The organism is Bradyrhizobium sp. WSM2793, from assembly GCF_000379585.1.
Taxonomy (GTDB): Bacteria; Pseudomonadota; Alphaproteobacteria; order Rhizobiales; family Xanthobacteraceae; genus Bradyrhizobium.
The window spans coordinates 123,050-146,626 of the sequence record NZ_KB902770.1 but is presented as its reverse complement, the minus strand read 5'-3'; the positions used below and the strand labels follow the sequence as shown (position 1 = coordinate 146,626).

Annotated in this window: 29 protein-coding genes; 16 read left to right on the top strand and 13 right to left on the bottom strand. The window is 64.5% G+C overall.

Features of this window, described 5'->3' with window-relative positions:
- Window positions 1-71: 71 nt before the first annotated feature.
- Window positions 72-893 carry a helix-turn-helix domain-containing protein gene (locus tag A3AS_RS0105775; RefSeq protein WP_018316648.1) on the top strand — a complete coding sequence of 274 codons (822 nt, stop codon included), beginning with the start codon at window positions 72-74 and terminating at the stop codon, window positions 891-893.
- Between the two features lie 40 nt (window positions 894-933).
- The gene (locus A3AS_RS0105770; RefSeq protein ID WP_018316647.1) at window positions 934-1,758 is read left to right on the top strand and encodes a helix-turn-helix domain-containing protein; all 825 of its coding nucleotides are present in this window, start codon (window positions 934-936) and stop codon (window positions 1,756-1,758) included.
- Here A3AS_RS0105770 and A3AS_RS0105765 read toward each other — a convergent pair.
- Entirely contained in the window at window positions 1,746-2,546 is an 801-nt protein-coding gene (locus A3AS_RS0105765; protein ID WP_026201707.1) for a thioesterase family protein, read from the bottom strand. The genes A3AS_RS0105770 and A3AS_RS0105765 overlap by 13 nt on opposite strands.
- A 170-nt stretch (window positions 2,547-2,716) precedes the next feature.
- Here A3AS_RS0105765 and A3AS_RS0105760 point away from each other — a divergent pair, with 170 nt between their 5' ends.
- Window positions 2,717-3,382 carry a DsbA family oxidoreductase gene (locus A3AS_RS0105760; protein ID WP_020508626.1) on the top strand — a complete coding sequence of 222 codons (666 nt, stop codon included), beginning with the start codon at window positions 2,717-2,719 and terminating at the stop codon, window positions 3,380-3,382.
- A 7-nt stretch (window positions 3,383-3,389) separates the two neighbouring features.
- Here A3AS_RS0105760 and A3AS_RS0105755 read toward each other — a convergent pair whose 3' ends face one another.
- The 3 genes from A3AS_RS0105755 to A3AS_RS0105745 all read right to left on the bottom strand — a co-directional run bounded on the left by A3AS_RS0105755 (window position 3,390) and on the right by A3AS_RS0105745 (window position 6,481).
- Window positions 3,390-4,553, bottom strand: a complete 1,164-nt coding sequence (locus A3AS_RS0105755; protein WP_018316644.1) for a GNAT family N-acetyltransferase — start codon at window positions 4,551-4,553, stop codon at window positions 3,390-3,392.
- Window positions 4,554-4,704: 151 nt separating this feature from the next.
- On the bottom strand, window positions 4,705-6,132 hold the full coding sequence (ccoG, locus tag A3AS_RS0105750) for a cytochrome c oxidase accessory protein CcoG (RefSeq protein WP_018316643.1): 1,428 nt from the start codon (window positions 6,130-6,132) through the stop codon (window positions 4,705-4,707).
- Window positions 6,133-6,163: 31 nt separating this feature from the next.
- Window positions 6,164-6,481 (bottom strand): helix-turn-helix transcriptional regulator, encoded by a 318-nt coding sequence (locus A3AS_RS0105745; RefSeq protein ID WP_018316642.1) that lies wholly within the window; start codon window positions 6,479-6,481, stop codon window positions 6,164-6,166.
- Between the two features lie 94 nt (window positions 6,482-6,575).
- Between A3AS_RS0105745 and A3AS_RS0105740 the strand changes: the two genes are divergently transcribed.
- Genes A3AS_RS0105740 through A3AS_RS0105730 form a run of 3 tightly spaced genes read left to right on the top strand, consistent with a single transcriptional unit; the run spans window position 6,576 to window position 7,857 of the window.
- Window positions 6,576-7,004, top strand: coding sequence for a YeeE/YedE family protein (locus A3AS_RS0105740; protein WP_018316641.1), 429 nt, complete (start codon window positions 6,576-6,578; stop codon window positions 7,002-7,004).
- A gap of 5 nt (window positions 7,005-7,009) precedes the next feature.
- Complete coding sequence (locus A3AS_RS0105735) at window positions 7,010-7,477, top strand: DUF6691 family protein (protein ID WP_018316640.1); 468 nt, start codon at window positions 7,010-7,012, stop codon at window positions 7,475-7,477.
- Window positions 7,478-7,500: 23 nt separating this feature from the next.
- A complete protein-coding gene (locus tag A3AS_RS0105730) occupies window positions 7,501-7,857 on the top strand; it encodes a carboxymuconolactone decarboxylase family protein (RefSeq protein ID WP_018316639.1) in 357 nt (118 codons plus the stop codon).
- A gap of 77 nt (window positions 7,858-7,934) precedes the next feature.
- Here A3AS_RS0105730 and A3AS_RS0105725 read toward each other — a convergent pair whose 3' ends face one another.
- On the bottom strand, window positions 7,935-8,261 hold the full coding sequence (locus tag A3AS_RS0105725) for a hypothetical protein (protein WP_018316638.1): 327 nt from the start codon (window positions 8,259-8,261) through the stop codon (window positions 7,935-7,937).
- A 113-nt stretch (window positions 8,262-8,374) separates the two neighbouring features.
- Window positions 8,375-8,779 carry a hypothetical protein gene (locus A3AS_RS0105720; RefSeq protein WP_026201706.1) on the bottom strand — a complete coding sequence of 135 codons (405 nt, stop codon included), beginning with the start codon at window positions 8,777-8,779 and terminating at the stop codon, window positions 8,375-8,377.
- A gap of 164 nt (window positions 8,780-8,943) precedes the next feature.
- Here A3AS_RS0105720 and A3AS_RS0105715 point away from each other — a divergent pair, with 164 nt between their 5' ends.
- Both A3AS_RS0105715 and A3AS_RS0105710 read left to right on the top strand, forming a co-directional pair.
- A complete protein-coding gene (locus A3AS_RS0105715) occupies window positions 8,944-9,168 on the top strand; it encodes a hypothetical protein (protein WP_018316637.1) in 225 nt (74 codons plus the stop codon).
- Between the two features lie 13 nt (window positions 9,169-9,181).
- Window positions 9,182-11,218: a PQQ-binding-like beta-propeller repeat protein gene (locus tag A3AS_RS0105710; RefSeq protein ID WP_018316636.1), complete on the top strand. Its 2,037-nt coding sequence runs from the start codon at window positions 9,182-9,184 to the stop codon at window positions 11,216-11,218.
- Between the two features lie 44 nt (window positions 11,219-11,262).
- Here the strand turns inward: A3AS_RS0105710 and A3AS_RS0105705 are convergent, their stop codons facing one another.
- Window positions 11,263-11,505, bottom strand: a complete 243-nt coding sequence (locus A3AS_RS0105705) for a PilZ domain-containing protein (RefSeq protein WP_026201705.1) — start codon at window positions 11,503-11,505, stop codon at window positions 11,263-11,265.
- A gap of 182 nt (window positions 11,506-11,687) precedes the next feature.
- Here A3AS_RS0105705 and A3AS_RS0105700 point away from each other — a divergent pair, with 182 nt between their 5' ends.
- On the top strand, window positions 11,688-11,981 hold the full coding sequence (locus tag A3AS_RS0105700) for an HdeA family protein (RefSeq protein WP_026201704.1): 294 nt from the start codon (window positions 11,688-11,690) through the stop codon (window positions 11,979-11,981).
- Window positions 11,982-12,118: 137 nt separating this feature from the next.
- Here A3AS_RS0105700 and A3AS_RS0105695 read toward each other — a convergent pair whose 3' ends face one another.
- Window positions 12,119-12,583, bottom strand: a complete 465-nt coding sequence (locus A3AS_RS0105695; RefSeq protein WP_018316633.1) for a PaaI family thioesterase — start codon at window positions 12,581-12,583, stop codon at window positions 12,119-12,121.
- A gap of 374 nt (window positions 12,584-12,957) precedes the next feature.
- On the opposite strand from A3AS_RS0105695, the gene A3AS_RS0105685 reads away from it, so the two are divergent.
- Both A3AS_RS0105685 and A3AS_RS0105680 read left to right on the top strand, forming a co-directional pair.
- A complete protein-coding gene (locus tag A3AS_RS0105685; RefSeq protein WP_018316631.1) occupies window positions 12,958-13,254 on the top strand; it encodes a hypothetical protein in 297 nt (98 codons plus the stop codon).
- A gap of 122 nt (window positions 13,255-13,376) precedes the next feature.
- The gene (locus A3AS_RS0105680; protein WP_018316630.1) at window positions 13,377-13,631 is read left to right on the top strand and encodes a hypothetical protein; all 255 of its coding nucleotides are present in this window, start codon (window positions 13,377-13,379) and stop codon (window positions 13,629-13,631) included.
- A gap of 9 nt (window positions 13,632-13,640) precedes the next feature.
- Here A3AS_RS0105680 and A3AS_RS0105675 read toward each other — a convergent pair whose 3' ends face one another.
- Together A3AS_RS0105675 and A3AS_RS0105670 are read right to left on the bottom strand one after the other, a co-directional pair.
- Window positions 13,641-13,874 carry a hypothetical protein gene (locus tag A3AS_RS0105675; RefSeq protein ID WP_018316629.1) on the bottom strand — a complete coding sequence of 78 codons (234 nt, stop codon included), beginning with the start codon at window positions 13,872-13,874 and terminating at the stop codon, window positions 13,641-13,643.
- A gap of 153 nt (window positions 13,875-14,027) precedes the next feature.
- Window positions 14,028-14,225: a hypothetical protein gene (locus A3AS_RS0105670; protein WP_026201702.1), complete on the bottom strand. Its 198-nt coding sequence runs from the start codon at window positions 14,223-14,225 to the stop codon at window positions 14,028-14,030.
- A gap of 358 nt (window positions 14,226-14,583) precedes the next feature.
- On the opposite strand from A3AS_RS0105670, the gene A3AS_RS0105665 reads away from it, so the two are divergent.
- Entirely contained in the window at window positions 14,584-14,841 is a 258-nt protein-coding gene (locus A3AS_RS0105665) for a DUF2798 domain-containing protein (protein WP_026201701.1), read from the top strand.
- Between the two features lie 671 nt (window positions 14,842-15,512).
- On the opposite strand, the gene A3AS_RS46470 is transcribed toward A3AS_RS0105665, so the two are convergent.
- Together A3AS_RS46470 and A3AS_RS0105650 are read right to left on the bottom strand one after the other, a co-directional pair.
- The gene (locus tag A3AS_RS46470; RefSeq protein WP_018316626.1) at window positions 15,513-15,680 is read right to left on the bottom strand and encodes a hypothetical protein; all 168 of its coding nucleotides are present in this window, start codon (window positions 15,678-15,680) and stop codon (window positions 15,513-15,515) included.
- A 155-nt stretch (window positions 15,681-15,835) separates the two neighbouring features.
- Entirely contained in the window at window positions 15,836-16,036 is a 201-nt protein-coding gene (locus A3AS_RS0105650; protein WP_018316625.1) for a hypothetical protein, read from the bottom strand.
- A 300-nt stretch (window positions 16,037-16,336) separates the two neighbouring features.
- On the opposite strand from A3AS_RS0105650, the gene recA reads away from it, so the two are divergent.
- The 4 genes from recA (at window position 16,337) to A3AS_RS0105630 (ending at window position 20,557) form a co-directional block, all read left to right on the top strand.
- Window positions 16,337-17,425: a recombinase RecA gene (gene recA / locus A3AS_RS0105645; protein WP_018316624.1), complete on the top strand. Its 1,089-nt coding sequence runs from the start codon at window positions 16,337-16,339 to the stop codon at window positions 17,423-17,425.
- A gap of 107 nt (window positions 17,426-17,532) precedes the next feature.
- Window positions 17,533-18,519: a hypothetical protein gene (locus tag A3AS_RS0105640; protein ID WP_018316623.1), complete on the top strand. Its 987-nt coding sequence runs from the start codon at window positions 17,533-17,535 to the stop codon at window positions 18,517-18,519.
- Between the two features lie 9 nt (window positions 18,520-18,528).
- Window positions 18,529-19,527, top strand: a complete 999-nt coding sequence (locus A3AS_RS0105635; protein WP_018316622.1) for a hypothetical protein — start codon at window positions 18,529-18,531, stop codon at window positions 19,525-19,527.
- A 55-nt stretch (window positions 19,528-19,582) separates the two neighbouring features.
- On the top strand, window positions 19,583-20,557 hold the full coding sequence (locus tag A3AS_RS0105630; RefSeq protein ID WP_063707536.1) for a hypothetical protein: 975 nt from the start codon (window positions 19,583-19,585) through the stop codon (window positions 20,555-20,557).
- A gap of 136 nt (window positions 20,558-20,693) precedes the next feature.
- On the opposite strand, the gene gcvP is transcribed toward A3AS_RS0105630, so the two are convergent.
- Window positions 20,694-23,561 carry an aminomethyl-transferring glycine dehydrogenase gene (gene gcvP / locus A3AS_RS0105625; RefSeq protein WP_026201700.1) on the bottom strand — a complete coding sequence of 956 codons (2,868 nt, stop codon included), beginning with the start codon at window positions 23,559-23,561 and terminating at the stop codon, window positions 20,694-20,696.
- Window positions 23,562-23,577 lie beyond the last annotated feature (16 nt).

The window sequence follows — 23,577 nt, the reverse complement described above, 5'->3', positions numbered from 1 at the left end:
TAGCTAGGTGCCAATATCCGTTACCTCGTGGGTAATGGAAGGGCCGAAATCGGCATGATAGGTTTCTGGTCATGAACGCACATGCATCCACGGCACAGGCCGACCGCAGCCAGCCGGTTCACATCGGCGACCATTTGCGCGAATGGCGGCAGCGCCGCCGCATGAGCCAGCTCGATCTCGCGGGCGAGGCCGAAATTTCGGCGCGTCACCTAAGCTTCGTCGAGACCGGCCGCGCCGCGCCCTCGCGCGACATGGTGCTGCGGCTTGCCGAGCGTCTCGACGTGCCCTTGCGCGAACGCAACGTGCTGCTGGTCGCCGCCGGCTATGCGCCCGCGTTTCAGCAGCGCCCGCTGGAGGACCCGGCCTTGAAATCAGCCCGCCAGGCGATCGACCTCGTGCTCAGGGCGCATGAGCCCAATCCCGCGCTCGCGGTGGACCGGCACTGGAACCTGGTATCGGCGAACCGCATGGTGGCGCCGCTGCTCGACGGCATTCCGCAGCGGCTGCTCGGCCAGCCCTTCAACGTGCTGCGGCTCGCCTTTCATCCCGAGGCGCTGGCGCCGCGCACGGTCAATCTTGCGGAGTGGTGCGGTCATCTTTTGGAGCGTCTGCACCGCCAATGCGAGGTGACGGCCGATCCTGAGCTGATCAAGCTCTACAACGACCTCAAGAGCTATCCGATCCCGGCGCGGACGGGGCCGCTGTCGAGCGACAACGTCGCGATCCCGTTCAAGCTGCGTCACGGCGGTGAAATCCTGAGCTTCTTCTCCACCACCATGGTGTTCGGCACGCCCGTCGACATCACCCTGTCGGAGCTGGCGCTGGAGACCTTCTTCCCGGCGGACGAGCGCACCGCCGAACGGCTGAAGCAGATGGCGGCCGGGCTGCCATAGCGCCGTTTACAGGCAGCAGCGATCCCCGCATAATCCGTCGATGGACACACGCTCGTTTCGGCGATTGCGCCCGGCCAATCCCGTCGGCGATCTCTTGCGCGCCTGGCGCATGCGCCGGGCGTTGAGCCAGGCGGAATTGGCATTCGAGGCCGGCATTTCGGTCAAGCATCTGAGCTATGTCGAGACCGGCAAGGCGGCGGCAAGCCGGGACATTCTGCTGCAACTCGCATCCGCTCTCGATTTGTCGCTGCGCGACCGCAACGCGCTGCTCGAGGCCGGCGGCTTCGCCCGGCAATATGGCGAGCGCGATCTCGCCGCGCCCGAGCTTGCCGATGCGCGCCGGGCCATCGATCTTCTGCTGCGGCGGCACGAGCCGTTTCCCGCGATCGTCACCGACCGGCGTTGGAACGTGATGCAGACCAACCGTGCCGCATCGCGCCTGATGACGATGCTGCTCGGACCTGAGCGCATGCAGCGGCCGCTCAATCACATGCGCATGTTCCTGGCGCCGAACGAGCTCAAGCCGTTCGTCGAGAACTGGACCATGGTGGCCGCGGCTCTGCTGTCGCGCGCCCGCCATGAGGCAATGGCCGCGCCGCTCGACGAAGCCTTGCAATCGACCTGGCGCGAATTGATGCGGCTGCCGGAGCTTCCCGCGCTTGGGATCGAGGACAACGCCGTGCCGGGGCCGCTCTGCGAGGTGCGCCTGCGCAAGGGCGACGCCGGCGTCTCACTGATCGGCGCGGTTCTGACTTTAGGCACGCCGCAGGACGTGACGCTGCAGGAGTTGCGCGTCGAGATGTTCATGCCTGTTGATGCCGCCTCCGAGGCGACCCTGGTCGCGTTTGCGGCTCAAGACGCCTGAGCTTGCGCGGCCTCACGCCGCTCGAAGCTCATGGCCTGCATCACCTCGGCAAACGGACCCTTGAGATCGCTCAAGGTCGCCGTGGTGAGGCCGGCGCCGTTGGCGCCAACGCGCGTGGCGGCGCGGATCAGGATCCATTCGCTCTCGGGCGGACGGAAGAAGTAAAGGCTGATCTCGGGATTGATGAAGGTCCAGTCGCGCATGTCGACGATCTGCGCGACCCCGCTGGCGAAATCCGCGGCCTGCACCGCCTGGAGCAGCGGCGTGTTCGGCTCGCCCTCGACCAGCGCCGCGTCAAGCCGCATCCAGGCCGCCGCCGGGCCCGGCTTCTCCAGCGCGCCCTCGATCAGCCGCACCGACACGTTCTGGAAATAGCGGCTCCATTTCTGCGCGAAGGCCGGCGGCGGGCTGCCCGCCTCGGGCGCCTTGTCGAGCGCCATGGGGCTCGCAAAGGGATCGGTGGGGGATTCCCCGCTCGGCGCCGTCAGCAGCGCCGTGCAGCGGCCGATCTCGGTCTCGCCGTCCATCAGCCGCACCTGCAAGGTCTTGGCCTTGCGGCCGTCGCGCAGCAATTCGCTGACGGGCCTGAAGGCGCGGAGGCCCGCCGGTCGCCACAGATCGAAGGTCAGGCGTCGCACAACAAAGCCGGATTCGACGGCAAGACGCTCGACCTCGCGGGTCATCAGGGCAGTGGTGGCGCTTCCCTGCAGCATGTCCGGAGACCACGGACCGCCGGCATGCTCCGTAGCCCGGAACTGTTGGCCTTCCGGCCTGAAAATGGCGCTCATCGCGGTCTCCTCTCGGACTTGATTGTGGCCGCGAGTATCGGGGCGGGGTGCAGCGGTCACAATAACCGCAGAGGTGAAGTCGTGAGCCATGCAGGACCGGCGGCTTGCGCCGCCCCCGGTTCGGCTTATCTTCCGGCGAACCCGTGACCCGCCCGAAGGAGGCGCCTGACATGAGCACGCTGAAACCGCTCCAGATCGATGTCGTCTCCGACGTGGTGTGCCCCTGGTGCTATATCGGCAAGCACCGGATCGAGAGTGCGCTGGCGCTGGTGCCGGACGTTCCGGTCAAGCTCAATTTCCGCCCGTTCTTCCTCAATCCCTGGGTGCCGCGCGAGGGCATCAGCCGCGAGGCCTATCTCACTCAGAAGTTCGGCTCGGTCGAGGCCTATAAGGGCATTGCCGGACGCGTCGTTGCGGCCGCGAGCGAGGAGGGCCTTCTCTACAAGCCCGAGCTGGTGGCGCGGCAGCCCAACACCACCGACTGCCATCGCCTCATCCTGTGGGCGGAAGCGATCGGCAAGGCGCCCGAGATGAAGCAGCGCCTGATGGAGCTGTATTTCCGCGACGGCGGCGATCTCACCGATGTGAACGTGCTGGTGCAGGCGGCCGCCGATGTCGGCCTCGACGCCGAGGACGTGCGCCGGCGCCTTGCCACCGACGAAGACGTTGCGCGCGTCTCGGCCGATGCGCAGGAGGCGGCCGAGAAGGGAATTTCCGGCGTACCGACCTATGTGTTCGCGCAGAAATATGCCGTCTCCGGTGCTCAGGACCCGAACCTGCTCGCGCGCGCCATCCGCCAGGTCTCGGAGGAGATCAACGCCCAGGCGGCGGAGTAGCTTTCGCTTATTTGCGGAGCCGGCGGACCACGTGTCGCGCGCCCTCGTGCGCGGCATTGAGTCCGGCTAGTGCTGCGTGAATCAGCGCCACGACCGGATCGTGCCGCCGCAGCGGGATCAGAACGTCGCCGACCGCGAAGCGCCCGCGCCAGATCGGGTTGATCATGGGGTGATCGGCGCTCGCGGTGGAATCCGCGCTGGTGATGGCGGGATCGGCGCAGAGGTGGCGAGTGAGATCGAGCGTCAGCTGCACGCCCGGCGAATATCTTGCAAAGCGCTCGTCGATGCCGAGCTTGAAGAAGAAGGCGCGATCCTGGTGGCGCAGCACGATGCCCGCGGCCACCGGTGTCGTCCCGGCGCGAAGCGTGACGATCTCGCACTGCGCGGTCTCCGCCAGCGCCGGCACCGCGCGGCGAATGAAGGTCGCATCGCCGGCATGCTGAACCAGCGCGGTGCCGCGCTTGCCCTTCCAGCCGCTGGCTTCGAGCTGCAGGAATGTTTCGAGCGCGGGCCCGATCTCGTCAGGCCGGCGTGCGACGTCGAATGTAACAGGGCCGTGCTCTTCGAGGCGGTGGCGTTGTCGGCGCAGCTCCTTGAGCTTCTTGGTGCCCAGTGCGTCGCGCAGCAGCGTCTCGGCATCCTGCGTCGCATCGAGGCTGGCGCGGATGTAGGAGGAAAGGACGCGCGGCCTCAGGCCGTCGCGGATCAGGACCTGCTCGAGCGCAGTCATCGCGGCGCCGTCGAGCGCGACGTCGTTCAGCACGAGCGCATGCGCGCCGGCCTCGCGTGCCCGCTGCAACAGCTGCGTGGCCGCCTCGATCGGGGCGTCGCGGTCGATCAGCGGGCTGCACAGCGTGCCGTAGGGATGCGCGCTCACCAGCGCGGGCAGGGGAATCTTCAGGGCGTGCCACAGCGGGACCACCGGCATCAGCCCGATCAGCCGCGTCGACGTGCCGTCGAATGCGGGCAGGGCCGAGGCGTTCGTGCGGCCGCGCGCGGTGGCGCTGACGGCGAGCTCCCAGGCGGGCAGGTAATATCCGTTCGGCTCGATCGCCCGCTGCGCGAGCGCGCGCCATTGGCCAGGATCGATCGCCGCGAGCGGGACGCGCGCCGCCGTGGCATCCTCTGCCGATGCCGCATGGATCGCTGCCTGCTGCGCGATATCGACCACGTCCCCTCGTCCCGTTCACGCGGGCAAATGCCGCGTCACGTGGTCATGCTTAGCGCAAAGATTGGAAAATACCGTTGGGACGCGGCTCCAATTCGAACGGTAATGTTAACGTTTCGTTGAGCATCCTGCGCCGGATTGCTCAACGCAGACCTTACTTGTCGCCGGGCAGGAAGTGATCACGGGCGCTTGCCCGTCCACCGCCGGCGGTATCGGTTATCGTGACCTCGACATCGCGCGAGGTCTTCGGCAGATCGGCAGGCCCGACCTGCACCGACAGTCTGACCTCGCGGGTCTGGTCCTGTCCGACCTCGACGACGGGAGCGGCTTCGATGCCCGCAATCCGAATGTTCGCGCCGGGCAGCCCGGAGACCTCGATCGCAAACGATCGCTGTGCGCCCTTGTTGAGGATGCGCACGGTGTAATCGTTACGCACGCCGCCGTCCGAGAGCTGAACGAACAGAGGATTGCGCTCGTGCAGCACGTTGACGTCCATGGTCGCGCGCGTGGCGAGGGTGTAGACCATGATGGTGCCGACGATGCCAATGGCTGCGGTATAGATCAGCGTGCGCGCGCGAACGATGCGATAGATCGGCGGCTTGCCTTCGCGCCGGCGCTGCATGTTGATGTCGGTGTCGTAGCCGATCAGGCCCTTGGGCCGGCCGATCTCGCGCATGACGTTGTCGCAGGCATCGATGCAGAGGCCGCACTGGATGCAGCCGAGCTGGATGCCGTGGCGGATGTCGACGCCGGTCGGGCAGACGTTGATGCATTGGTGGCAGTCGACGCAATCGCCGGCGAAATCGCCAAGAGCGCGGGCGGTTTCCGCCTTCTTCACCGACATGCGCGGCTCGCCGCGGTCGCGGCGATAGGTGACGTTGAGGGCCCATTCATCGGTCAGGGCCGCCTGGATGCGCGGCCAGGGGCACATATAAATGCACATCTGCTCGCGGGCGTGGCCGGCGAAGACGTAGGTCGTTGCAGTCAGGATGCCGATCCAGAGATAGGCGATGAACGGGGCCTGGAAGGTTGCGAGCTCCTTCACCAGCGTCGGCGCATCGTCGAAATAGAGCACCCAGGCGCCGCCGGTCCACCAGGCGATCATGATCCAGAGGAAGTGCTTGAGCGCGACCTTTCGGATGTGGTCGAACGTCCAGTAGCGCTTGTCGCCCTGCATGCGCTCGCGCCGGTCGCCTTCGACCCAGCGCTCCACGGCATAGAACAAATCGGTCCACACCGTCTGCGGGCACAAATAGCCGCACCACAGTCGCCCCGCGACTGCGTTCATCAGGAACAGTGCCATCGCCGCGATGATGAGCAGGCCGGTGAAGTAATACACTTCCTGCGGCCACAGCTCGATGAAGAAGAAATAGAAGCGGCGATGCGGCAAGTCGATCAGCACGGCCTGGTCGGGCAGGCCGGGTCCGCGATTCCAGCGCACGAACGGCAGGAGATAATAGATCCCGAGCGTGACGCAGAGGATCGCCCATTTGATGCGGCGGAACGGCCCGTGGACCGATTGCGGATAGACCTTCCTGCGCTTCTCGTAGAGAGGTCCTTCGATGAAAGTGTCGTCGGTCATGCCGCGCTCCCGCGTTTGCGCCGGCGAAGTCCTAGGGTGCGCAGAAGAGGCGGTACAGAGTCTCCAGCACCACGCGGACTTCCCGGCTCGCGATGCTGTAGTATATCGTCTGGCCGTCCCGCCTGGGTTTGACCAGGCTCAATGCGCGCATCTTGCCGAGATGCTGCGATAGCGCCGCCGAGGACAGGCCCGCGATCTCGGCGAGTTCGCCGACGGACTTTTCGCCCTCCAGCATGTTGCAGAGAACCAGCAGGCGCTTGGGATTGCCCATGGCGGTGAGGAGGCGGGAGGCCTCTTCGGCCTTCTCCTCCAGAGCGATCAATTCCTGATTGCGGGGCTTGCGATTCATGGTCGGCTGATATATTAGTATATTCGAAAATAAGAAACAATTGAAATAAAGGTATTCGCCGCCCGTGAAGGGCGCTCTCGGTCCGGAGGGTCGAATGGTTGCAACGTCTTTCACGCCAATGGCTTCGCTTGTGGGCGGCGTGCTGATCGGCCTGTCCGCCGTTCTGCTGATGTGGGCGAAGGGACGGGTCGCCGGCGTCAGCGGCATCGCGGCACGGTTGTTTCCGCCCTATGAGGACGGCGAGTTCGCCGGTCGGCTCGCCTTCGTCGCCGGCCTTGTCGCCGCGCCCGTGCTGGTGCGGCTCGCCACGGGAGGCCTGCCGTCGCAGACGATCGAGGCGGGAACGGCAATGCTGATTGTCGGCGGCCTGCTCACCGGCTTCGGCTCGGTGTGGGGCAGCGGCTGCACCTCCGGCCACGGCGTCTGCGGCCTGTCGCGGCTCTCCACGCGTTCGCTGGTCGCGACCGTGACCTTCATGGCAGCCGGCATGGCGACCGTCTTCCTGACGCGGCATTGGAGCTGACGCCGATGGCCATTCTCGTTCAATTCGTGATCGGCCTGATCTTCGGTCTCGGCCTCATCGTCTCCGGCATGTCCGACCCGGCGAAGGTTCTGAACTTCCTCGACGTCGGCGGCATTCCGGCGGGGACATGGGATGCGAGCCTTGCCTTCGTGATGGCCGGCGCGGTGGCCGTGACCTTCATCGGCTTCAATCGCGTCCTGCGGCGCGCCCGTCCGTTCTTTGCCGAACGATTTTTCCTCCCGACGCGAAACGATATCGATCCCAGAATCGTCGCAGGTCCGGCGATCTTCGGTATCGGCTGGGGATTGGCCGGCTTCTGTCCGGGGCCGGCGCTGACCGCGCTCGGGTTCGGGTCTTCTTCGGCCTTCATCTTCGTCACGGCGATGTGTGCCGGCATGGTGCTCGCACGCTTTGTCGCCCACCTGCCGTCGCTGACGCGCTTCGTCGCGCCGGCCGATCCGCTCGAAACCTGAAGTCACTGCAGAGAGTAAAGATCATGGACAAGAACTATCCCGACATCGTCAGGCAAATCTCCGCCAACATGCGCAAGCTGCGGAGCGACATTCCCGAGACCATGAAGGGATTTTCCGCACTCGCCCAGGCTGCCACGCACGAGGGTGCACTGGACAAGAAGACGAAGGAGCTGATCGCGCTGGCGCTCGGTGTCGCCGCGCGTTGCGACGGCTGCATCGGCTTTCACGCCGAAGCCCTCGTCAAGCTCGGCGCGACGCGCCAGGAGGTCGAGGAGACGCTCGGCATGGCCGTCTACATGGGCGGCGGACCGTCGCTGATGTACGCCGCCGATGCGATCGCGGCCTACGAGCAGTTTCAGCAGCAATCCGTCGCCGCCTGACGTGGTGATCTGAGTCAAGCACGCGACGGGACCGGGCGAGTTGTCTCGTCCGGTCCCGTCCGTGCTCGATCTATCAACTACCAGCGGTCGCCGACACCGACGCCCACGCTGACGCCGGGTGTCCGGATGCCGACGCCGGCACGCGGACCATCGTCCCAGTCGCGATAGGTGCGTCGCTCATAATAGCGATCGCGCGGCATGGTCGCGTAGGAGTCGCGCACGATCACGCGCGAGCCGCCGCGGGTGCGGTAGCAATTGCCGGCGTCGTCGCAGACAAGCCGGACTTCCTGAATGAGATCGGGGTTCGTGTATTCGCTGGTCGAATAGATGTCCGCCGCCTTGGCACCGGTTGCCGCGGCCAGCGCGCCGACACCCGCCAACAGCGCAATCGTAAATGTCTTCATCGTGTCCTCCACCGAAACTGCCCTCGGCGGTAACAAGAAGGGGAGGCGGCGATCGTTCCCGGTTGCGATGCTGGTTTTTCCCGGAACCGGAGCTTTGTTACGCAGATTCGCTGCTAGATCGGCTCGTAGGTTTCCGTTCCGCAGATGTCCTCGGCTTCTGCCCGGCGGCGGTCGACCACTTTTCCGCCTGATATCGTCACGATGTAGGTCTGGGCGCCGAGCGAGGTGCCGGTCGCAGAGGTGAGCTGGGCCCGGACGCAGGCGGTCCAGCCCGGCCCGCGCACCTCGCGGTGGGGCGCAGCGACGTGCACCTCGCGCGGATAGGAGGTGGCAAGGAAGACGACGTCGATCTGCTCGCGCACCACGCGCTTGACGTCGGGGGCGGGTTCAGGCGGCGGCTGCTCGGTTTCCTTCATGCGCATGAATTCCGGCACCGGCGCGCGGCTGTCGGCAAAGCCGCAGGCGCCGAGCGCGAGCGCGCCGGCGAGCAGCGCCGCATGAGCAATGATCCGTAACATCCGTGAAGGTCCCCTGCGGGCCAACAGATAGGCAGGAATGCGATCCGGCGAAGTCCCCGGCGATCAAGATTTGCTGAAGTCTCCAGGAGGTCCTGGAACTCGCGGCATTTCATATTCCGGAATTGCAGGCTAAGTTTGTACCCCAGACGAGGGGGGTTGCATCAATGAGGATTTTGGTCATCGCGGCTGCGGTCATGGCGCTGACGGTTGCATCGGCGCAGGCGCAGGGCCGGCGGCCACCCAATGAGGCAGCTAAACCGGCGGACAACAAGCCCAAGGTCGACGAGAAAGCCTACAAGGCCGCGCTTGAGCGCATTCCCGAGCCCAAGGACAAGTACGACCCGTGGGGCGGGGCCCGCCCGAGTGAACCCGCCAAGAAGCCGAAATAGGGCGAGGCGAGCGTTGCGGACCGGCCTGCGATTTCCGATCGGGCTCGTTGCGCTGCTGTTGATCGCCGTGCGGCCAAGCGCGGCCTGGGAGAGTTGGGGCGGCGATGCCGGCGGCTCGCGCTTCTCGCCACTGCAACAGATCACGCCCGACAATGTCGGCAATCTGGTTCGGGCCTTCGAATTCCGCACCGGCGATCTCGCGGTGCGCCCGCCGCAGGTGATGCGGCGAACCAAATTCCAGGCAACGCCGCTGTTCGTCGAGGACAGCCTGATCTTCTGCTCGCCCTTCAACGAGGTGATTGCGCTCGATCCCGGCTCGGGCGCGCAGAAATGGCGTTATGATCCGAAGATCGCGACCAATCAGCGTCCCGCCAATCGTTACGTCTGCCGCGGCGTCACCCACTGGACCGACGATGAGGCGCCCGCGAATGCCGCCTGTCGGTCGCGCATTTTCATGGGCACGAACGACGTCCGCCTGATCGCGCTCGATGCGAAGACGGGAATTCCCTGTGCCGGTTTCGGCAATAGTGGCGAAGTGAAGCTCGATATCGGTATTGCCCTGGAATGGCCCGGCGAGTTCCAGATCACCTCGCCGCCCGCCGTCGGTCGCGGTGTCGTCGTGGTCGGCTCCTCGATCTCCGACAACCGACGCGTCGATGCGCCGAGCGGCGTCGTACGTGCGTTCGATGCGCGCACCGGCCGGGCGCGCTGGAGCTTCGAGCCGCTCAAGCGTGACGGCATCGAAGCCGGGCACGCCAATGTCTGGGCGCCGATGTCGGTCGACACGGCGCGCGGCCTGGTGTTCCTGCCGACGTCTTCGCCGTCGCCGGATTTCTGGGGCGGCAAGCGGCCGGGCAACAACGAGCATGCCAATTCTGTGGTCGCATTGCGCATCGAGACCGGTGAGCTCGCATGGGCATTCCAGACGGTGCACCACGACGTCTGGGATTACGATCTGGCGGCGCAGCCGACGCTTGCGCGCCTCGATGCGGGAGACGGCCAGCGCGACGTCGTGATCCAGCCGACCAAGCAAGGTTTTGTCTTCGTGCTCGACCGCGATAGCGGCAAGCCGGTCTGGCCGGTGGAAGAACGTGCGGTGCCGCAGGGCGGCGCGGAAGGGGAAACGTTGTCGCCGACGCAGCCGTTTCCGACGCATGTGCCGGCGCTGACATCACAGGCGATCTCGACCGACGACGCGCTCTCGCTGTTGCCGGAACTGCGCCCCTCGTCCTGCGAGCGCCTGTTTACGGAGGCGCGCAACGAGGGTCTGTTCACGCCGCCTTCCGTGCGGGGCACGCTGGAATTTCCCTTCACCGGCGGCGGCGTGAACTGGGGCAGCGCGGCCTTCGATCCGGTCCGGCAGATTCTCTACGCCAACACCGGGCGCGCCGTTCATCTCATCAGGCTGATCCCGCGCACCGAGGCCGCCGGATTCAATCCGCCGCCGGGGCATGATTTCGGCCAGCAGCGCGGCGCGCCGTTTGCGATGTCGCGCGCGGTGGCGATGTCGCCGCTCGGTCTGCTCTGCAACAAGCCGCCCTGGGGCGAGATGGTTGCGGTCGATCTGAAGGCCGGCAAGATCCTCTGGCGTTCGACCGTCGGGACCACCGAAGACCTGGCACCACTCGGCGCGCCGCTGCCCTGGGGCGCGCCTCTCGTCAACGGAGTGGCGGTCACGGCAGGCGGCCTCGTCTTCACCGGCGCGATGGATGCTTATCTGCGCGCCTTCGATGCGCGAAGCGGCAAGGAACTGTGGCAGGGACGGCTGCCGGTGCCCGGCGTCGCCAATCCCATGACCTATCTGTGGAAGGGCGAGCAATATGTCGCGATCGGCGCCGGCGGCCACTCCGAAGTCGGCACCTCGATCGGCGACAGCGTGGTCGCGTTCCGCCTGGCGCGGCCGGGCGAGGCGCCGACATTGTGGTCGCGCACCATCGATCGTCCCGGTGGACGATTTTTCGGAGCATCCGCGGCGATCGGAATCGCAATCGCCGCGCTCGTGATCGCAAGCCTGCGCTGGCGTCGCCGTCGTCGTATCACGCAATCATAATCGTGTTGTGGATGCGATGCGAACGTTCGTTCACATCGCGCGCGCTATTGCACGAAGGCGAGGCCGACGCGCTTGTCACTGCGCCAAACTGTGCGACAATTCCGCACGAAATCGTCGCGCGCGATCGATAGCGTGAACGATTGCGGCAATGTGACGGGGGTGTCGAGGTCGATCGCCGCGCCGCCCGCCGACATGTTTCGCACGGTGCAGGGGATGCCGCTGCTTTCGAAGGTGATCGTTCCACCCTTGAAAACACGGTGCCGCTGCGCTGTACGCTTCTCGATCATCCGCGTTGGTCCATCATGATGATTGTGAAGTAATGCATAGAAATTACGTTGAACTAAACTCAATACTGGCGCTACTTGCACAGCGCTTCAGACTTCGTTTACGACGTTGACGCGGAGAATCTCTCCGCCGACTTTCCCCACACGCACTTCTTTTATGGCGCTACGCGCCGATGGAGATACTGATGAAGACCACGCTTTCGATTTTGCTCGCCGCCGCGTTCTCGCTGTCGTCGATGCCCGCCCACGCCGTCAAGTGGGACCTTTCGACCATGAGCTGCAAGCAGTTCCTCGAGAGCGGCGAAGACAACATCCAGGTCGTGCTGACCTGGATGGACGGCTGGTACAAGGGCGACGAGGACAACGCGATCATCGACACTGACGTGTTCATCGAGAACGCCAAGAAGTTCGGTGCCTATTGCGGAAAGAATCCGACCGCCAGCATCGTCACCGCAGCCGACGAAGTGCTCGGCAAGTAATCTTTGAAGCCACCTTTGAAGCTTGCCGACTGAAGCGCGGACGCAATCGTGCTTTCCGTCTCTCGCTTTGATGAGAACGTCATCGAGAGCCGCGGTGCGCTTTGCGCCCACGCGGCTCTCTTCTTTTGAGATGCTGCTCAGCCCGGCAGCATCGCGAACGCGCTCGATACCATCGCGATCGGTTTGTTGTCGGTCGCCGAGAGCAGCGTGACGCGGCCAAAGCTCATGGTGCGCCCGAGCCGCACCACGCGCGCGTCCGCCAGCACGTCCGACGAGGAGGCCGCGCGCATGAAATGCGTGGTCTGGTCGACCGTGGTCATGGGGCGGTAGCCGCGATTGGCCGCGAGGTTCGCGATCACCATCGCGGTGTCGGCGAGCGCCATCAGGGCCTGGCCGCAGACCATGCCGCCGTTCCGGCACAGCCGCTCCGAGAACGGCATGCGCAGGAGTGCGCCCGGCTGCCAGTCCGGCGCATCCGCCGGCTGCACGTGCTCGAGGCGCTCGACCGCAAGATTGAGATCCTGGACCCAGGGCGCAATAATCTCGCCGAGGATGCGTCTGGCGTCGGAGAGGCCGAATTCGGTGTCTGGCTGCATTTGCATTGCTGGCGCGCTCTTCTGTATTGCCGGATGTTTCGTCCCATTGTGCGCGCATCGGCGCGGCAAAGTCACCCGGTCTGGGGCCGGTCCCGTCGGCTTGAAAATGCCTGACTTGGCCCGATATGATGGCTTGCTCGGGGTATGGGTGGATGATGTTGCGTCGGTGTGTCCTCGTCTTTTGTATGGCCGCGCTCGGCCTCGCGCTGAGCGGGTGCACCAAATGCGGTCCGATCTGGGACGACTGGCTGCATGCGCCGAAATCGTGCAGATCGGATCGGCTCTAGGGGCCCGGACGGCCTCGGCGGTCGCGACCGGCCGCGACAAGGATGACCAGGCGCGGGCGAACCGTGCCTCCATGGATGATCAAGGAGTAGACGATGAAGCTTTTCCGTTTGGCCGCGGTGCTGGCCGTGCTGGCGGGACCTGCCTATGCGCAAATGCCCAATCTGAATTTGCTGCAGGACGCCCCGAGCAAGACCCCCGAGGAAAAGGCCGCGGAAGCCGAGCGTGACAAGGCCTATAAGGAAACGCTGAAGAAGATCCCGGATTCCAAGACGTCCAACGATCCCTGGGGCGGCATGCGCTCCGATCCGCCGAAGCAGCCGGCGGCGCCGAAGGCCTCGGCTGCAACCAGCGCGCCGAAGAAGTCCAAGAGCGGCACCGCCGCCAACTGACGAGCGGCGCCAGCTGACCGCAGCTCCATCCGGGGGCGGCACAACGCCTTCGGGAGGGGACTCCTCTTCGTCCGGCCCACGCCCTACATTTGGCTGGACCGTAGCGCGTAGAGGAGGAGGACATGGCCGATCGTCCGCGGGATCTCGCCGAGCGGATGGCGGGCCGGCGCAAGATCGCCGGCAAGCCGGGCCAAACGGTCGGCGACGGCTATCTGCGCGAGACCTTCACGCTGCCGCGCGCGGCGGCACGGGAAAGGGCGCAGGCCTTCTTCGCCCGCTACCCCAAGGCCGGCTACATGAGCGCGGTCGAGACCTGGCGCGAGCTGCCCGGCGGCGACATCGAATTCACCATGCGGCGGCTGCCCAGCGCGGATTGAAGCTGCTTGCTAGTCGAGGGTTTCGGCAACGATGCGGATCCGGAACACGGGCTCCTTGGCCTCGTCCAGCAGCTCCATGTGCCATTCGGAATTTTCCTGGAGCTTGCGGGCAATGCCGGCGGTCATGTCGGCGCAGACATTGGTCATCTCTTTCCAGGCCGAATCGCGATCGGCGAATTCCGTCGCCTGGTCCGCGCAGCCCGAATAACGGCCATTCCGGATTCGAAAGAAATACAGTGGCATGGCTGGCACCGATCGCGCGCGTGATGGCCTTGCCCCCAGGGCCATGAGCGCGCGCAGTCCAATCCCAAACCACCGTCAGATCAATTCCGGGCGGCTACGGATGATGTTCCGCCGCCAGCCGCGGCGGCACAAGGCGCCATCCGACGCCGACCTTCATCCGGCCGGTTCAGTCGGCCCGGCCGATCGCTTCAGCTCCCGATCGATGCGCAGCTGCACGCGCCGGATCGCCAACAGATCGATTTTCGTCTCGGTCTTGCCGGTCTTGACCTGCTCGCCGATGCGGAACTGCCATTGCCAGATTCCGGGAATCGCCGTCTTGGCGACAGTGAATTCGATGCCCCTGTGATTCATGGTGACCTCCCCACGATTCACTCTCCATGTCTGCAAACATGTTGGGCGTCCCAATATTCCGGAGACAAGCAAATTCTGTCGGTAAGCCCCGGATAGTTCGGGGATATCTCGAAAGCGCGCGTGCGCCGAAACAAGCGGAGCCGGCTTTCGAAAGACGCCGGGCCGTGAGACAGTAAGGCTGTCGCATACCCGTGGTTCTCCGACCATGAACAAAGTTCCTGGGCTGCACCCGGTTGCGCCGGTACGCCGATCGGACGGGGCCGCGGGGGGCCCCGCCGAGGATCACTGATTTCCCTGCAAGCGGCGGCATATGCCTTGCTTGGTCTGAACGACGGCAAGAAACAACATGGGCCCGGTCATGCTCGGCATTCCCCGCCGCTACAGTCATTTCGTCTTCGGAATCATCCAGTCCGGACTGACCTCGCTGATCGCGGCGGGGATCGCCAGCTTGCCCGCCGGCAGCGCGATGAGCTTCGTCGGGCACTGGATGGTGTCGTGGCTGATCGCATGGGCCGCGATGCTGCCGATCGTTCTGCTGGCTGCGCCCGCGATCCGCACTTTCTCGCTGCTCCTGACCCAGGAGGAGAGAGATCCGCGAACCGCCCGGCACGGATGAAAAAGCCCCGCCTGGGGAGAGCCAGGCGGGGCAAAAAGTTATTGGAGGCTGAGGTGCTGGGCTGCAACACCATAGCCACATCATTCTAGCCGGCTGCGCTTACGGCAGCCTGACAGGCGGCGGATTTCCGGGCCGAGCGTCGAGGCCGCAGACTGGCCCCGCACCGGTCCCAATTTCGACATCCGTTCGCACAACTGCGGACACACCGGTCGGCAAGATTCCACATCGTTCGGCGCAGCCATGGGGGAAACGTGGCACGCCGACCACGGGGTGGCATCATGGATAACGTAGAGCGGTCATTCGCCGCCGCGACAGCGGCTGGCTTCGTGGTGCTGGTGATCGGCCTCGTGCTGCTGGCGCTGCTTTAAAACAGGCGCGCGAGCGGCAGCCTTTCCCCGGATGACGGGTTACGGGGCGTGCCGCATTCTCAAAACTGGAAAAACAACCCCATGCACAGTAGGCGGCATGGAAATTCGGTTGTTCTTTCAGTGACTTATGAGTAGTGTTTAGATACCGTCATTCCGCGCGATGCGCCCCGTGGAACCGCTCAAATCGACTCGAGCTGCGCTGCCGACACCTTGCGGTGATCGGACGACTGCTTCCCGCCGCCGCCGCCAGCCGCATCGCCGGCGCGCCCTTATCAGCTTCGGACGCCGGCCCCCGGGCCAGGTTTAGTGGATCTTGATTTCGTTCAGGGGAAGGTGGAGCTCGGCGGCGCGCTCTTGGCGGTCCTTCTTGCGGAACTCGTTTTCCGCGCGCTCGAACTTCATCAGCTCCTCCTGCGCCGCCTCCAGCAGGGGATTGCGCCTGATCGTGTCGCGGTTCGTGTTGTCCGTCATGACTGAGATCCCCAAAGTTGCGGTCCCATCCTGGAGAAGGCCCAAGACCGCGAAAAGGTTCGGTGCCGCAGGATTACGGAATTCTGACGGCGGCCGGGCCATGCGTCTTTGATGCGCGTCAGCTTCGGCCGGGCAATGACGTTGCGGCAGCCCTGTTATTTCGGCGGTTGCAGCCCGGGGGATATGACCCAGTCGTGCAGATGATTGGCGACATCGGCCTGGCGGGCCTTCTTGAACAGGGCGTCCCGCTCGGGCCCGGGCGGAAGCCTGGAGGCCTGCTCCTCGACCTGCTTCACCCAGGCGGAGAGTCGATCTTGAAGCGTCAGCTGCTGCTTGAAACGTCGCCGCTTGAGCATGGCGCGCTCCTTTCCGTGCGAGGAAGGCGGGAGCGCAATCGGGCGTTCTCATCACCGATAGTGGCCACGGTTCGTGCGGTGATGGCCCATTGAGGACCATTAACGGGACCGGCGTCTGTCCAGTTGTGTGCACAACGCGAATGAGGAGAGGGACTGGGGGGATGCTCACGGACAACCCCCAAATCCGCAAAAGAACATATTGCGAACCTAGAACAAATGGGGTACGTTACTTTTATCGACGAGCCGCCTCGCCAATCGTTTGTCCCTCACGCGAATCCTCGCCATAAGGAGCACGACCCAATGTCCGCCACTGCCCTGCGTATCGTCGAAGGATCTTCCATGGACAAGAGTAAAGCTCTGGCCGCCGCGCTCTCTCAGATCGAGCGTCAGTTCGGCAAGGGCTCGGTGATGAAGCTCGGCAAGAACGACCGGTCGATGGACATCGAGGCGGTGTCGTCAGGCTCGCTCGGGCTCGATATCGCGCTCGGCATCGGCGGTCTGCCCAAGGGACGCATCGTCGAGATCTACGGGCCGGAATCGTCGGGCAAGACCACGCTGGCGCTGCACACGGTGGCGGAAGCGCAGAAGAAGGGCGGCATCTGCGCCTTCATCGACGCCGAGCATGCGCTCGATCCGGTCTATGCCCGCAAGCTCGGCGTCAACATCGACGAGCTTCTGATCTCGCAGCCCGACACCGGGGAGCAGGCGCTGGAAATCTGCGACACGCTGGTGCGCTCGGGTGCGGTGGACGTGCTGGTGGTTGATTCGGTCGCAGCGCTGGTGCCGAAGGCCGAGCTCGAAGGCGAGATGGGTGATGCGCTTCCGGGTCTGCAGGCGCGCCTGATGAGCCAGGCGCTGCGCAAGCTGACGGCCTCGATCAACAAGTCCAACACCATGGTGATCTTCATCAACCAGATCCGCATGAAGATCGGTGTGATGTACGGCTCGCCCGAGACCACCACCGGCGGCAACGCGCTGAAGTTCTATGCCTCCGTCCGGCTCGACATCCGCCGCATCGGCGCGATCAAGGAGCGCGACGAAGTGGTCGGCAACACCACGCGCGTCAAGGTGGTCAAGAACAAGCTGGCACCGCCCTTCAAGCAGGTCGAGTTCGACATCATGTACGGCGAGGGCGTCTCCAAGATGGGCGAGATCCTCGATCTCGGCGTCAAGGCCGGCATCGTCGAGAAATCCGGCGCCTGGTTCTCCTATGACAGCCAGCGTCTCGGCCAGGGTCGCGAGAACTCGAAAGCCTTCCTGAAGGCCAACCCCGACATCACCGCCAAGATCGAGACCTCGATCCGCCAGAACTCCGGTCTGATCTCCGAGCAGATTCTGGCCGGTACGCCCGAGAGCGACGCCGACGGCGAGGAGCCGGCAGACGAGTAAGACGAACCGCGAAAGCTTTTCGCGAGGAGCGGGCGCTGAAGACGTTGAGTTGCCGACGTCGTCAGCGCCCGTTTCGTTTTGCGTTGTCGGGATCGGGTGGTGGTGTGATGAAGCGTCTGATCCTGACCAGTGCGGCCGGCGCCAATCTCGCCAAATCGAAGCTGGCCGAGATCGTCGTTCTGTTCTTTTTTCGCTTCACGTGGGGGCCGTTGCCTTCGTCCGACTATTTCGCAGCCTATTTCGGGGCGCAGTCAGGGACGCTCAGGCCGGGCGATCATTGGTCGGATTGGGGTACAAAATGGCCCTCCAAGTTCAAGGAACTCAGGAAGCTACCCTTTGCCGATTTTTGCGAGCGCTATGACGAGATCGAACTTTGGTTCGATCCGAGCCCAGACGATCAACTGCAGCTGATCTGGCTGCTCGACTATCTTGCCTCATACCCTGAGTTGCTGAAAAAACTCAGGTTGCGTCTGCTTGCATCCGATCTCTTCGATCTGAGAGACCGAGTTTCCGAAGCGTCCGCGTCGCATATTCCTATGGTGGATGTTCAGGCCCGTGAACTTAGCACTGCCAGAATGGCCTGGCAGGCCTATCGCACGCCGACGCCCGAGGCCTGCGCCAACCTACTTTGGAGCGATCTGAGCGCCTTGTTGATGTTGCGACCGGCATTGCAAGAGCTGTTGGCAGAGCTACCGTCATCCTCGACGGGTCTTGGTGCGACCGAGATGCGATTCCTGGAGCTGCTTTCCAGAGGATTTGCAAATACGAACGCCCTGTTTCATCTGCGCTCGCAGCGGCGCACGTACGTGTTCAGCGAATTTGATTTGGGTTCGCTGTTGGAGGGGCTCGCGCTTGGCCCCAGGCCCGCCGTAGCCGGTTTGGGCGATGAACTGCGTACAATCGACCACGGCAATCTAAGGGCTCGGCATGAGGTCTATCTCCGCAGCCGATTGTCGTTGACCGAGTTCGGGAAGGCTGTCCTGGCCCATCAGGAGGATTTCAGCCGATACAATCCGATCGACCGCTGGTGGGGCGGCACGCATCTGACCAATGATAAGCTATGGCGCTACGGCGCAGTCCTGACGAAACCCTGAGGATCCCGCATGACGCGGCTCATCGTGACGACCGATTCGTCCGCCGCCGGCGCGATACAAGGCGCCGGCCTTGGCGATCTCGTCCTTGCGATCGGGCGCCGGCTTGTCTTGGGGCCGCTGCCGTCTGATGCGGAACACCGGGCATTCTTCTCCCCGCGAACGACCCAAGCGCTCGGCCTGCACTGGCTGGACCACACCCCGGCCTGGCGTCTGGAAGGGTCTGGGGTGAGGGGGCGCGGACTGGTCGACCTGTTGTCCGAATGCGACACGGCCGAACTGTGGATGGGATCAGAGCCAAATGCACAGTTAATTCTGCTTTGGTTGCTCGATCATTGCAGCACCGAGAAAGCGGCAGTTTCCAAGCTCTCGATACGTCACCTGGACTTTGCCGTGGGTGATGTCGCGCCGGAGCAACTTGTGAAGCTGAATCCGCCAATAGGAAAACTTGCGGAAGATCACCTTGAACTGGCCGGTCGCGCATGGTCCGCTTATTGCGGACCCACGCCGCAGGCCTGGTTCAACCTGCTTGAAGCGGACTTGAGTCCGCTTCCGCAGCTCGAGCATTGCGTTGTTGACCTGCTCGAAGAGCTTCCAAACGTGACCAGCGGCCTCGGGACCACGGAGAAACGGATGCTGCAACTCATCGCGCCGGGCGAAGTGCAGCCCTTTCACGTCTTCCCGGGACATCAGAAACCCAACGACCGGCGCGTGTACGATTACTGGGAGGTCGGCGCGCTGCTCGATGGACTCGCGCGATGTCCAGTGCCGGCCGTAGCCGGGCTGGAGGAGGGGCCATTCACGCTCGACATGCATGACGATGCTCGCCGTTTCGCGCAATACAAGCAGTCCCTAATGTCGCTCACCGATTTCGGGATGGCGGTGCTGACGGGAGAAGAGGACTTTCGGCGCCATAATCCGTTTCGCCGCTGGTGGGGTGGCACACTTCTCACCAGCGAACGGCTTTGGCGATGGGACGCCGAGCACCGCGCGTTGATCGCACCTGACTAAGGGCGCGCAAGGCTCTCAGCGTTCCTGTACGCGAATCAATTTTTAAGAGGCGATCGTGTCTCATTTGATCTTATCCACGAACCACCTTGACGAAGACGTGCTTGCCCAGTCGCGCCTCGCGAATGTCGTGGTTGGATTCAATCTACGCTTCGTGTGGAGGAAATTGCCTCCCGAGGAACAACTATTGCTTGGGTTGGAGCGCCGATCGGCGAAGCACGGCAATCCTGGCGATCATTGGCTCGATGAGGCTTGTCGCGGCTCGCTGGAGGGGTTCGGAACGCGTGATATCGGTTTCTTCGAGCTGTGTGCGAAGTTCGACTCAATTGAAATCTGGGTCGACCCTCGACCAAACGATCAGCTTGTGCTGATCTGGCTGCTGGACCTGCTTCGCCCCTACAAGGAGATTACGACGAAGCTCAGTCTGGCGCACACAGATGATCATGTTGCGGACTATGCTCCGGAATCTGTCGCAAAATGGAAGCTGCCGGCCTTCAAGGTGACCGAAAACCATTTGGCCTTGGCACGCCGCGCCTGGCAAGCCTATCGGGCTGAAACGCCAAAGCCCTGCTTCGATCTTCTGATGACGGATCTGACGGCCCTGCCGAGACTTCGGCCGGCGCTCATCGCGTTGCTCGAAGAGCTTCCGGACAGTGTGACGGGCCTGGGTGCCAGCGAAATGGATATTCTGGAGTTTGTGAACGATGGGCACACCGACCCGAGGATCGTCGAGGGAGCGAGGTGGCTTCGCAATGTGTTTGACGAAAACGACGCGTTTGATGCCTTGCTCGAACTGGGGGCGCACCCGGCCCCGCCGATCCTGCTGGGCGATCCGGCATTCGACAATGAGGATCGCTATTTCGGCAGGAGCGAGTGGAAGGTCACGCTCACTGAACTCGGGCGTTCAATTTTTGCGCGCGAGGATGATATGTGGCGCCACAACCGGATTTATCGCTGGTGGGGCGGGACCGAACTCACCAACGAACGGCTCTGGCGCTGGGATCGTGAAGGCCGGCTGTTGATTGCGCCATAGCGGCGCATCCGGTGCCGTAGGGTGGAAAAAGGCGCGCAAGCGCCGTGCCCACCATTTTCAACAAGCAAGAGGTGGTGGGCACGCTGACGCTTTGCCCACCCTACGAGAGCTCCGCCGACGAGACCTCCGTCGTGGCTTACTCCGCAGCTTGCGCGTAATCGCTCACGGGCGGGCAGGAGCATACGAGGTTGCGGTCGCCGTAAACGTTGTCGACACGGCCGACGGGGCTCCAATATTTGTCGGTGCGAGAGGTGCCCGCGGGGAAGCAGCCTTCGGCGCGGGTGTAGGCGCGCTTCCAATCGTCGTCCACGATGTCGTGCACGGTGTGCGGGGCGTGGCGCAGCGGCGAGGCTTCGATCTTGAAGCGGCCGGCCTCGACCTCGGCGATCTCTTTCCGGATCGCGATCATGGCATCGCAGAACCGATCCAGCTCGGCCTTGGATTCCGACTCGGTCGGCTCGATCATCAGCGTGCCTGGCACCGGGAAGCTCATGGTCGGGGCGTGGAAGCCGTAATCGATCAGGCGTTTTGCAATGTCGTCGACGGTGACGCCGGACGTCGTCTTCAGCGGACGGGGGTCGACGATGCACTCATGCGCGACGCGGCCCTTGGCGTTCTTGTAGAGCACCGGGAAGTGCGGATCGAGGCGCGCTGCGATGTAATTGGCGTTGAGGATCGCGATCTCGGTGGCGCGCTTCAGGCCTTCGCCGCCCATCATCAAAATGTAGATGTAGGAGATGGTGAGGATCGAGGCCGAGCCGAACGGCGCCGCCGAGACCGGGCCGACCGAAGCATCGCCTTGGGTCGCGGGGTGACCGGGCAGGAACGGGGCGAGGTGCGCCTTGACCCCGATCGGGCCCATGCCGGGGCCGCCGCCACCGTGCGGGATGCAGAAGGTCTTGTGCAGATTGAGATGGCTGACATCGGCGCCGTAATCGCCGGGCCTGCTAAGGCCGACCTGCGCGTTGAGGTTGGCGCCGTCGAGATACACCTGGCCGCCATGGCCATGCACGATGTCGCAGATCTCGCGGATGTGCTCCTCGAACACGCCGTGCGTCGAGGGATAGGTGATCATGACAGCGGCGAGGTCGCTCGAATGCTTCTCCGCCTTGGCGCGGAGATCATTGACGTCGACGTCGCCGTTTGTCTCGCAGGCGACCACCACCACGTCCATGCCGACCATCGCGGCCGAGGCCGGATTGGTGCCGTGGGCGGAGGAGGGGATCAGGCAGATCTTGCGATGGCTCTCGCCGCGCGCGGCGTGATAGCCGCGGATGGCAAGAAGTCCGGCATATTCGCCCTGCGCGCCGGAATTCGGCTGCAGCGAGATCGCGTCATAGCCGGTGATGTCGCACAGCCACTTTTCCAGCCGCGCGAACAGCGCGTGATAGCCTGCCGCCTGCTCACGCGGCACGAATGGATGCAGCGAGCCGAACTCCGGCCAGGTCAGGGGCATCATCTCGGTGGTCGCATTCAGCTTCATGGTGCAGGATCCCAGCGGGATCATGGCGCGATCGAGCGCGAGGTCGCGGTCACTGAGCTTGCGCATGTAGCGCAGCATCTCGGTCTCCGAACGATGCGCGTGGAAGACGGGATGGGTGAGGAAGGAGGTCGCGCGCTTCAGTGCCTCCGGCAGCGCCTCGCGCGTGGTCGCCTCTAACTCGGCATAGGCGAGCTTGCCGCCGAACGCGCGCCAGACTGCTTCGACCGTCGCGGGCGTTGTGGTCTCGTCGAGCGCGATGCGCAAGCTGGTGTCGCCGACCCCGAGATTGATCTTCTCGGCCGCCGCGCGCGCGACGATCTCGGCGCGCCTGGCGCCGGCATCGACGCTGAGCGTGTCGAAGAAATTCTCGCTGTCAGGCGCAAAGCCAAGCTTGCGCAGGCCGCTCGCGAGCACGGCGGCGCGGCGATGCACGTTGCGCGCGATCTGTGAGAGGCCCTCGGGCCCGTGATAGACCGCATACATCGAGGCGATCACGGCGAGCAGCACCTGGGCGGTGCAGATGTTGGATGTCGCCTTCTCGCGGCGGATGTGCTGCTCGCGGGTCTGCAGCGCGAGGCGGTAGGCCGGTGCCCCGCGCGAATCCACGGAGAGGCCGACGATGCGGCCGGGCAGCGAGCGCTTCAGCGCATCGCGCACTGCCATGTAGGCCGCGTGCGGTCCGCCATAGCCCATCGGCACGCCAAAGCGCTGGGCCGAGCCGATCGCGATGTCGGCCCCTAACTCGCCCGGCGAGGCGAGCAGCGTCAGCGCCAAAAGGTCGGCGGCGACAATCGCGAGTGCGCCCTTGGCCTTCAGCGTGGCGATTGCAGGCCGGAGGTCGCGCACCGCGCCGGAAGAACCCGGATATTGCAGCAGCGCGCCGAGCACGTCGGCCTGGTCGAGATCGGTGAGGGGATCGCCGACGACGAGAGTCCATCCGAGCGGCTCGGCGCGGGTGCGCATCACGGCCAGCGTTTGCGGATGCACGTCCTTGTCGACGAAGAACGCTTGCGCTTTCACCTGCGAGTGACGCTCGGCGAGCGCCATGGCTTCGGCGGCCGCGGTGGCTTCATCGAGCAGCGAGGCGTTGGCGACGTCGAGCCCGGTGAGGTCGCAGATCATGGTCTGGAAGTTGAGCAGCGCTTCCAGCCGGCCCTGGCTGATCTCGGGCTGGTAGGGCGTGTAGGCCGTGTACCAGGCCGGGTTCTCCAGGATGTTGCGCTGGATCACCGCGGGCAGGATCGTGCCGGAATAGCCTTGGCCGATCAGCGAGGTGAAGACCTGGTTCTGCCGTGCGAGCTCGCCCATATGCGCGATCGCCTCGGTCTCGCTGAGCGGCTTGCCGAGGTCGAGCGGGGCGGCCTGCCGGATCGAGGCCGGCAGCGTCTCCGCCATCAGCGCGTCCACACTCTTGGCGCTGACGGTTTCGAGCATGGCGGTGACATCGCGCGCCGACGGGCCGATGTGGCGGCGAACGAAACTGGCGGCGGTGTCGCCGTTGGTCTTGCGGTGCGCGGTCATCGCTTGCTCCATCGTC

Excerpts from the sequence above, each read along its gene's own strand:
- A3AS_RS0105685 (WP_018316631.1), top strand. The coding sequence starts at position 12,958 with ATGAAGCTTTTCCGTTTGGCCGCGGTGCTGGCCGTGCTGGCGGGACCT.
- A3AS_RS0105715 (WP_018316637.1), top strand. The coding sequence starts at position 8,944 with ATGAGGATTTTGGTCATCGCGGCTGCGGTCATGGCGCTGACGGTTGCA.
- A3AS_RS0105695 (WP_018316633.1), bottom strand. The coding sequence starts at position 12,583 with ATGCAAATGCAGCCAGACACCGAATTCGGCCTCTCCGACGCCAGACGC.
- A3AS_RS0105760 (WP_020508626.1), top strand. The coding sequence starts at position 2,717 with ATGAGCACGCTGAAACCGCTCCAGATCGATGTCGTCTCCGACGTGGTG.
- A3AS_RS0105635 (WP_018316622.1), top strand. The coding sequence starts at position 18,529 with ATGACGCGGCTCATCGTGACGACCGATTCGTCCGCCGCCGGCGCGATA.
- A3AS_RS0105735 (WP_018316640.1), top strand. The coding sequence starts at position 7,010 with ATGGCCATTCTCGTTCAATTCGTGATCGGCCTGATCTTCGGTCTCGGC.
- A3AS_RS46470 (WP_018316626.1), bottom strand. The coding sequence starts at position 15,680 with ATGACGGACAACACGAACCGCGACACGATCAGGCGCAATCCCCTGCTG.
- A3AS_RS0105725 (WP_018316638.1), bottom strand. The coding sequence starts at position 8,261 with ATGAAGACATTTACGATTGCGCTGTTGGCGGGTGTCGGCGCGCTGGCC.
- A3AS_RS0105670 (WP_026201702.1), bottom strand. The coding sequence starts at position 14,225 with ATGAATCACAGGGGCATCGAATTCACTGTCGCCAAGACGGCGATTCCC.
- A3AS_RS0105765 (WP_026201707.1), bottom strand. The coding sequence starts at position 2,546 with ATGAGCGCCATTTTCAGGCCGGAAGGCCAACAGTTCCGGGCTACGGAG.
- A3AS_RS0105675 (WP_018316629.1), bottom strand. The coding sequence starts at position 13,874 with ATGCCACTGTATTTCTTTCGAATCCGGAATGGCCGTTATTCGGGCTGC.
- A3AS_RS0105700 (WP_026201704.1), top strand. The coding sequence starts at position 11,688 with ATGAAGACCACGCTTTCGATTTTGCTCGCCGCCGCGTTCTCGCTGTCG.
- A3AS_RS0105730 (WP_018316639.1), top strand. The coding sequence starts at position 7,501 with ATGGACAAGAACTATCCCGACATCGTCAGGCAAATCTCCGCCAACATG.
- gcvP (WP_026201700.1), bottom strand. The coding sequence starts at position 23,561 with ATGACCGCGCACCGCAAGACCAACGGCGACACCGCCGCCAGTTTCGTT.
- recA (WP_018316624.1), top strand. The coding sequence starts at position 16,337 with ATGTCCGCCACTGCCCTGCGTATCGTCGAAGGATCTTCCATGGACAAG.
- ccoG (WP_018316643.1), bottom strand. The coding sequence starts at position 6,132 with ATGACCGACGACACTTTCATCGAAGGACCTCTCTACGAGAAGCGCAGG.
- A3AS_RS0105745 (WP_018316642.1), bottom strand. The coding sequence starts at position 6,481 with ATGAATCGCAAGCCCCGCAATCAGGAATTGATCGCTCTGGAGGAGAAG.
- A3AS_RS0105770 (WP_018316647.1), top strand. The coding sequence starts at position 934 with ATGGACACACGCTCGTTTCGGCGATTGCGCCCGGCCAATCCCGTCGGC.
- A3AS_RS0105665 (WP_026201701.1), top strand. The coding sequence starts at position 14,584 with ATGCTCGGCATTCCCCGCCGCTACAGTCATTTCGTCTTCGGAATCATC.
- A3AS_RS0105720 (WP_026201706.1), bottom strand. The coding sequence starts at position 8,779 with ATGTTACGGATCATTGCTCATGCGGCGCTGCTCGCCGGCGCGCTCGCG.
- A3AS_RS0105680 (WP_018316630.1), top strand. The coding sequence starts at position 13,377 with ATGGCCGATCGTCCGCGGGATCTCGCCGAGCGGATGGCGGGCCGGCGC.
- A3AS_RS0105650 (WP_018316625.1), bottom strand. The coding sequence starts at position 16,036 with ATGCTCAAGCGGCGACGTTTCAAGCAGCAGCTGACGCTTCAAGATCGA.
- A3AS_RS0105740 (WP_018316641.1), top strand. The coding sequence starts at position 6,576 with ATGGTTGCAACGTCTTTCACGCCAATGGCTTCGCTTGTGGGCGGCGTG.
- A3AS_RS0105775 (WP_018316648.1), top strand. The coding sequence starts at position 72 with ATGAACGCACATGCATCCACGGCACAGGCCGACCGCAGCCAGCCGGTT.
- A3AS_RS0105705 (WP_026201705.1), bottom strand. The coding sequence starts at position 11,505 with ATGATCGAGAAGCGTACAGCGCAGCGGCACCGTGTTTTCAAGGGTGGA.
- A3AS_RS0105640 (WP_018316623.1), top strand. The coding sequence starts at position 17,533 with ATGAAGCGTCTGATCCTGACCAGTGCGGCCGGCGCCAATCTCGCCAAA.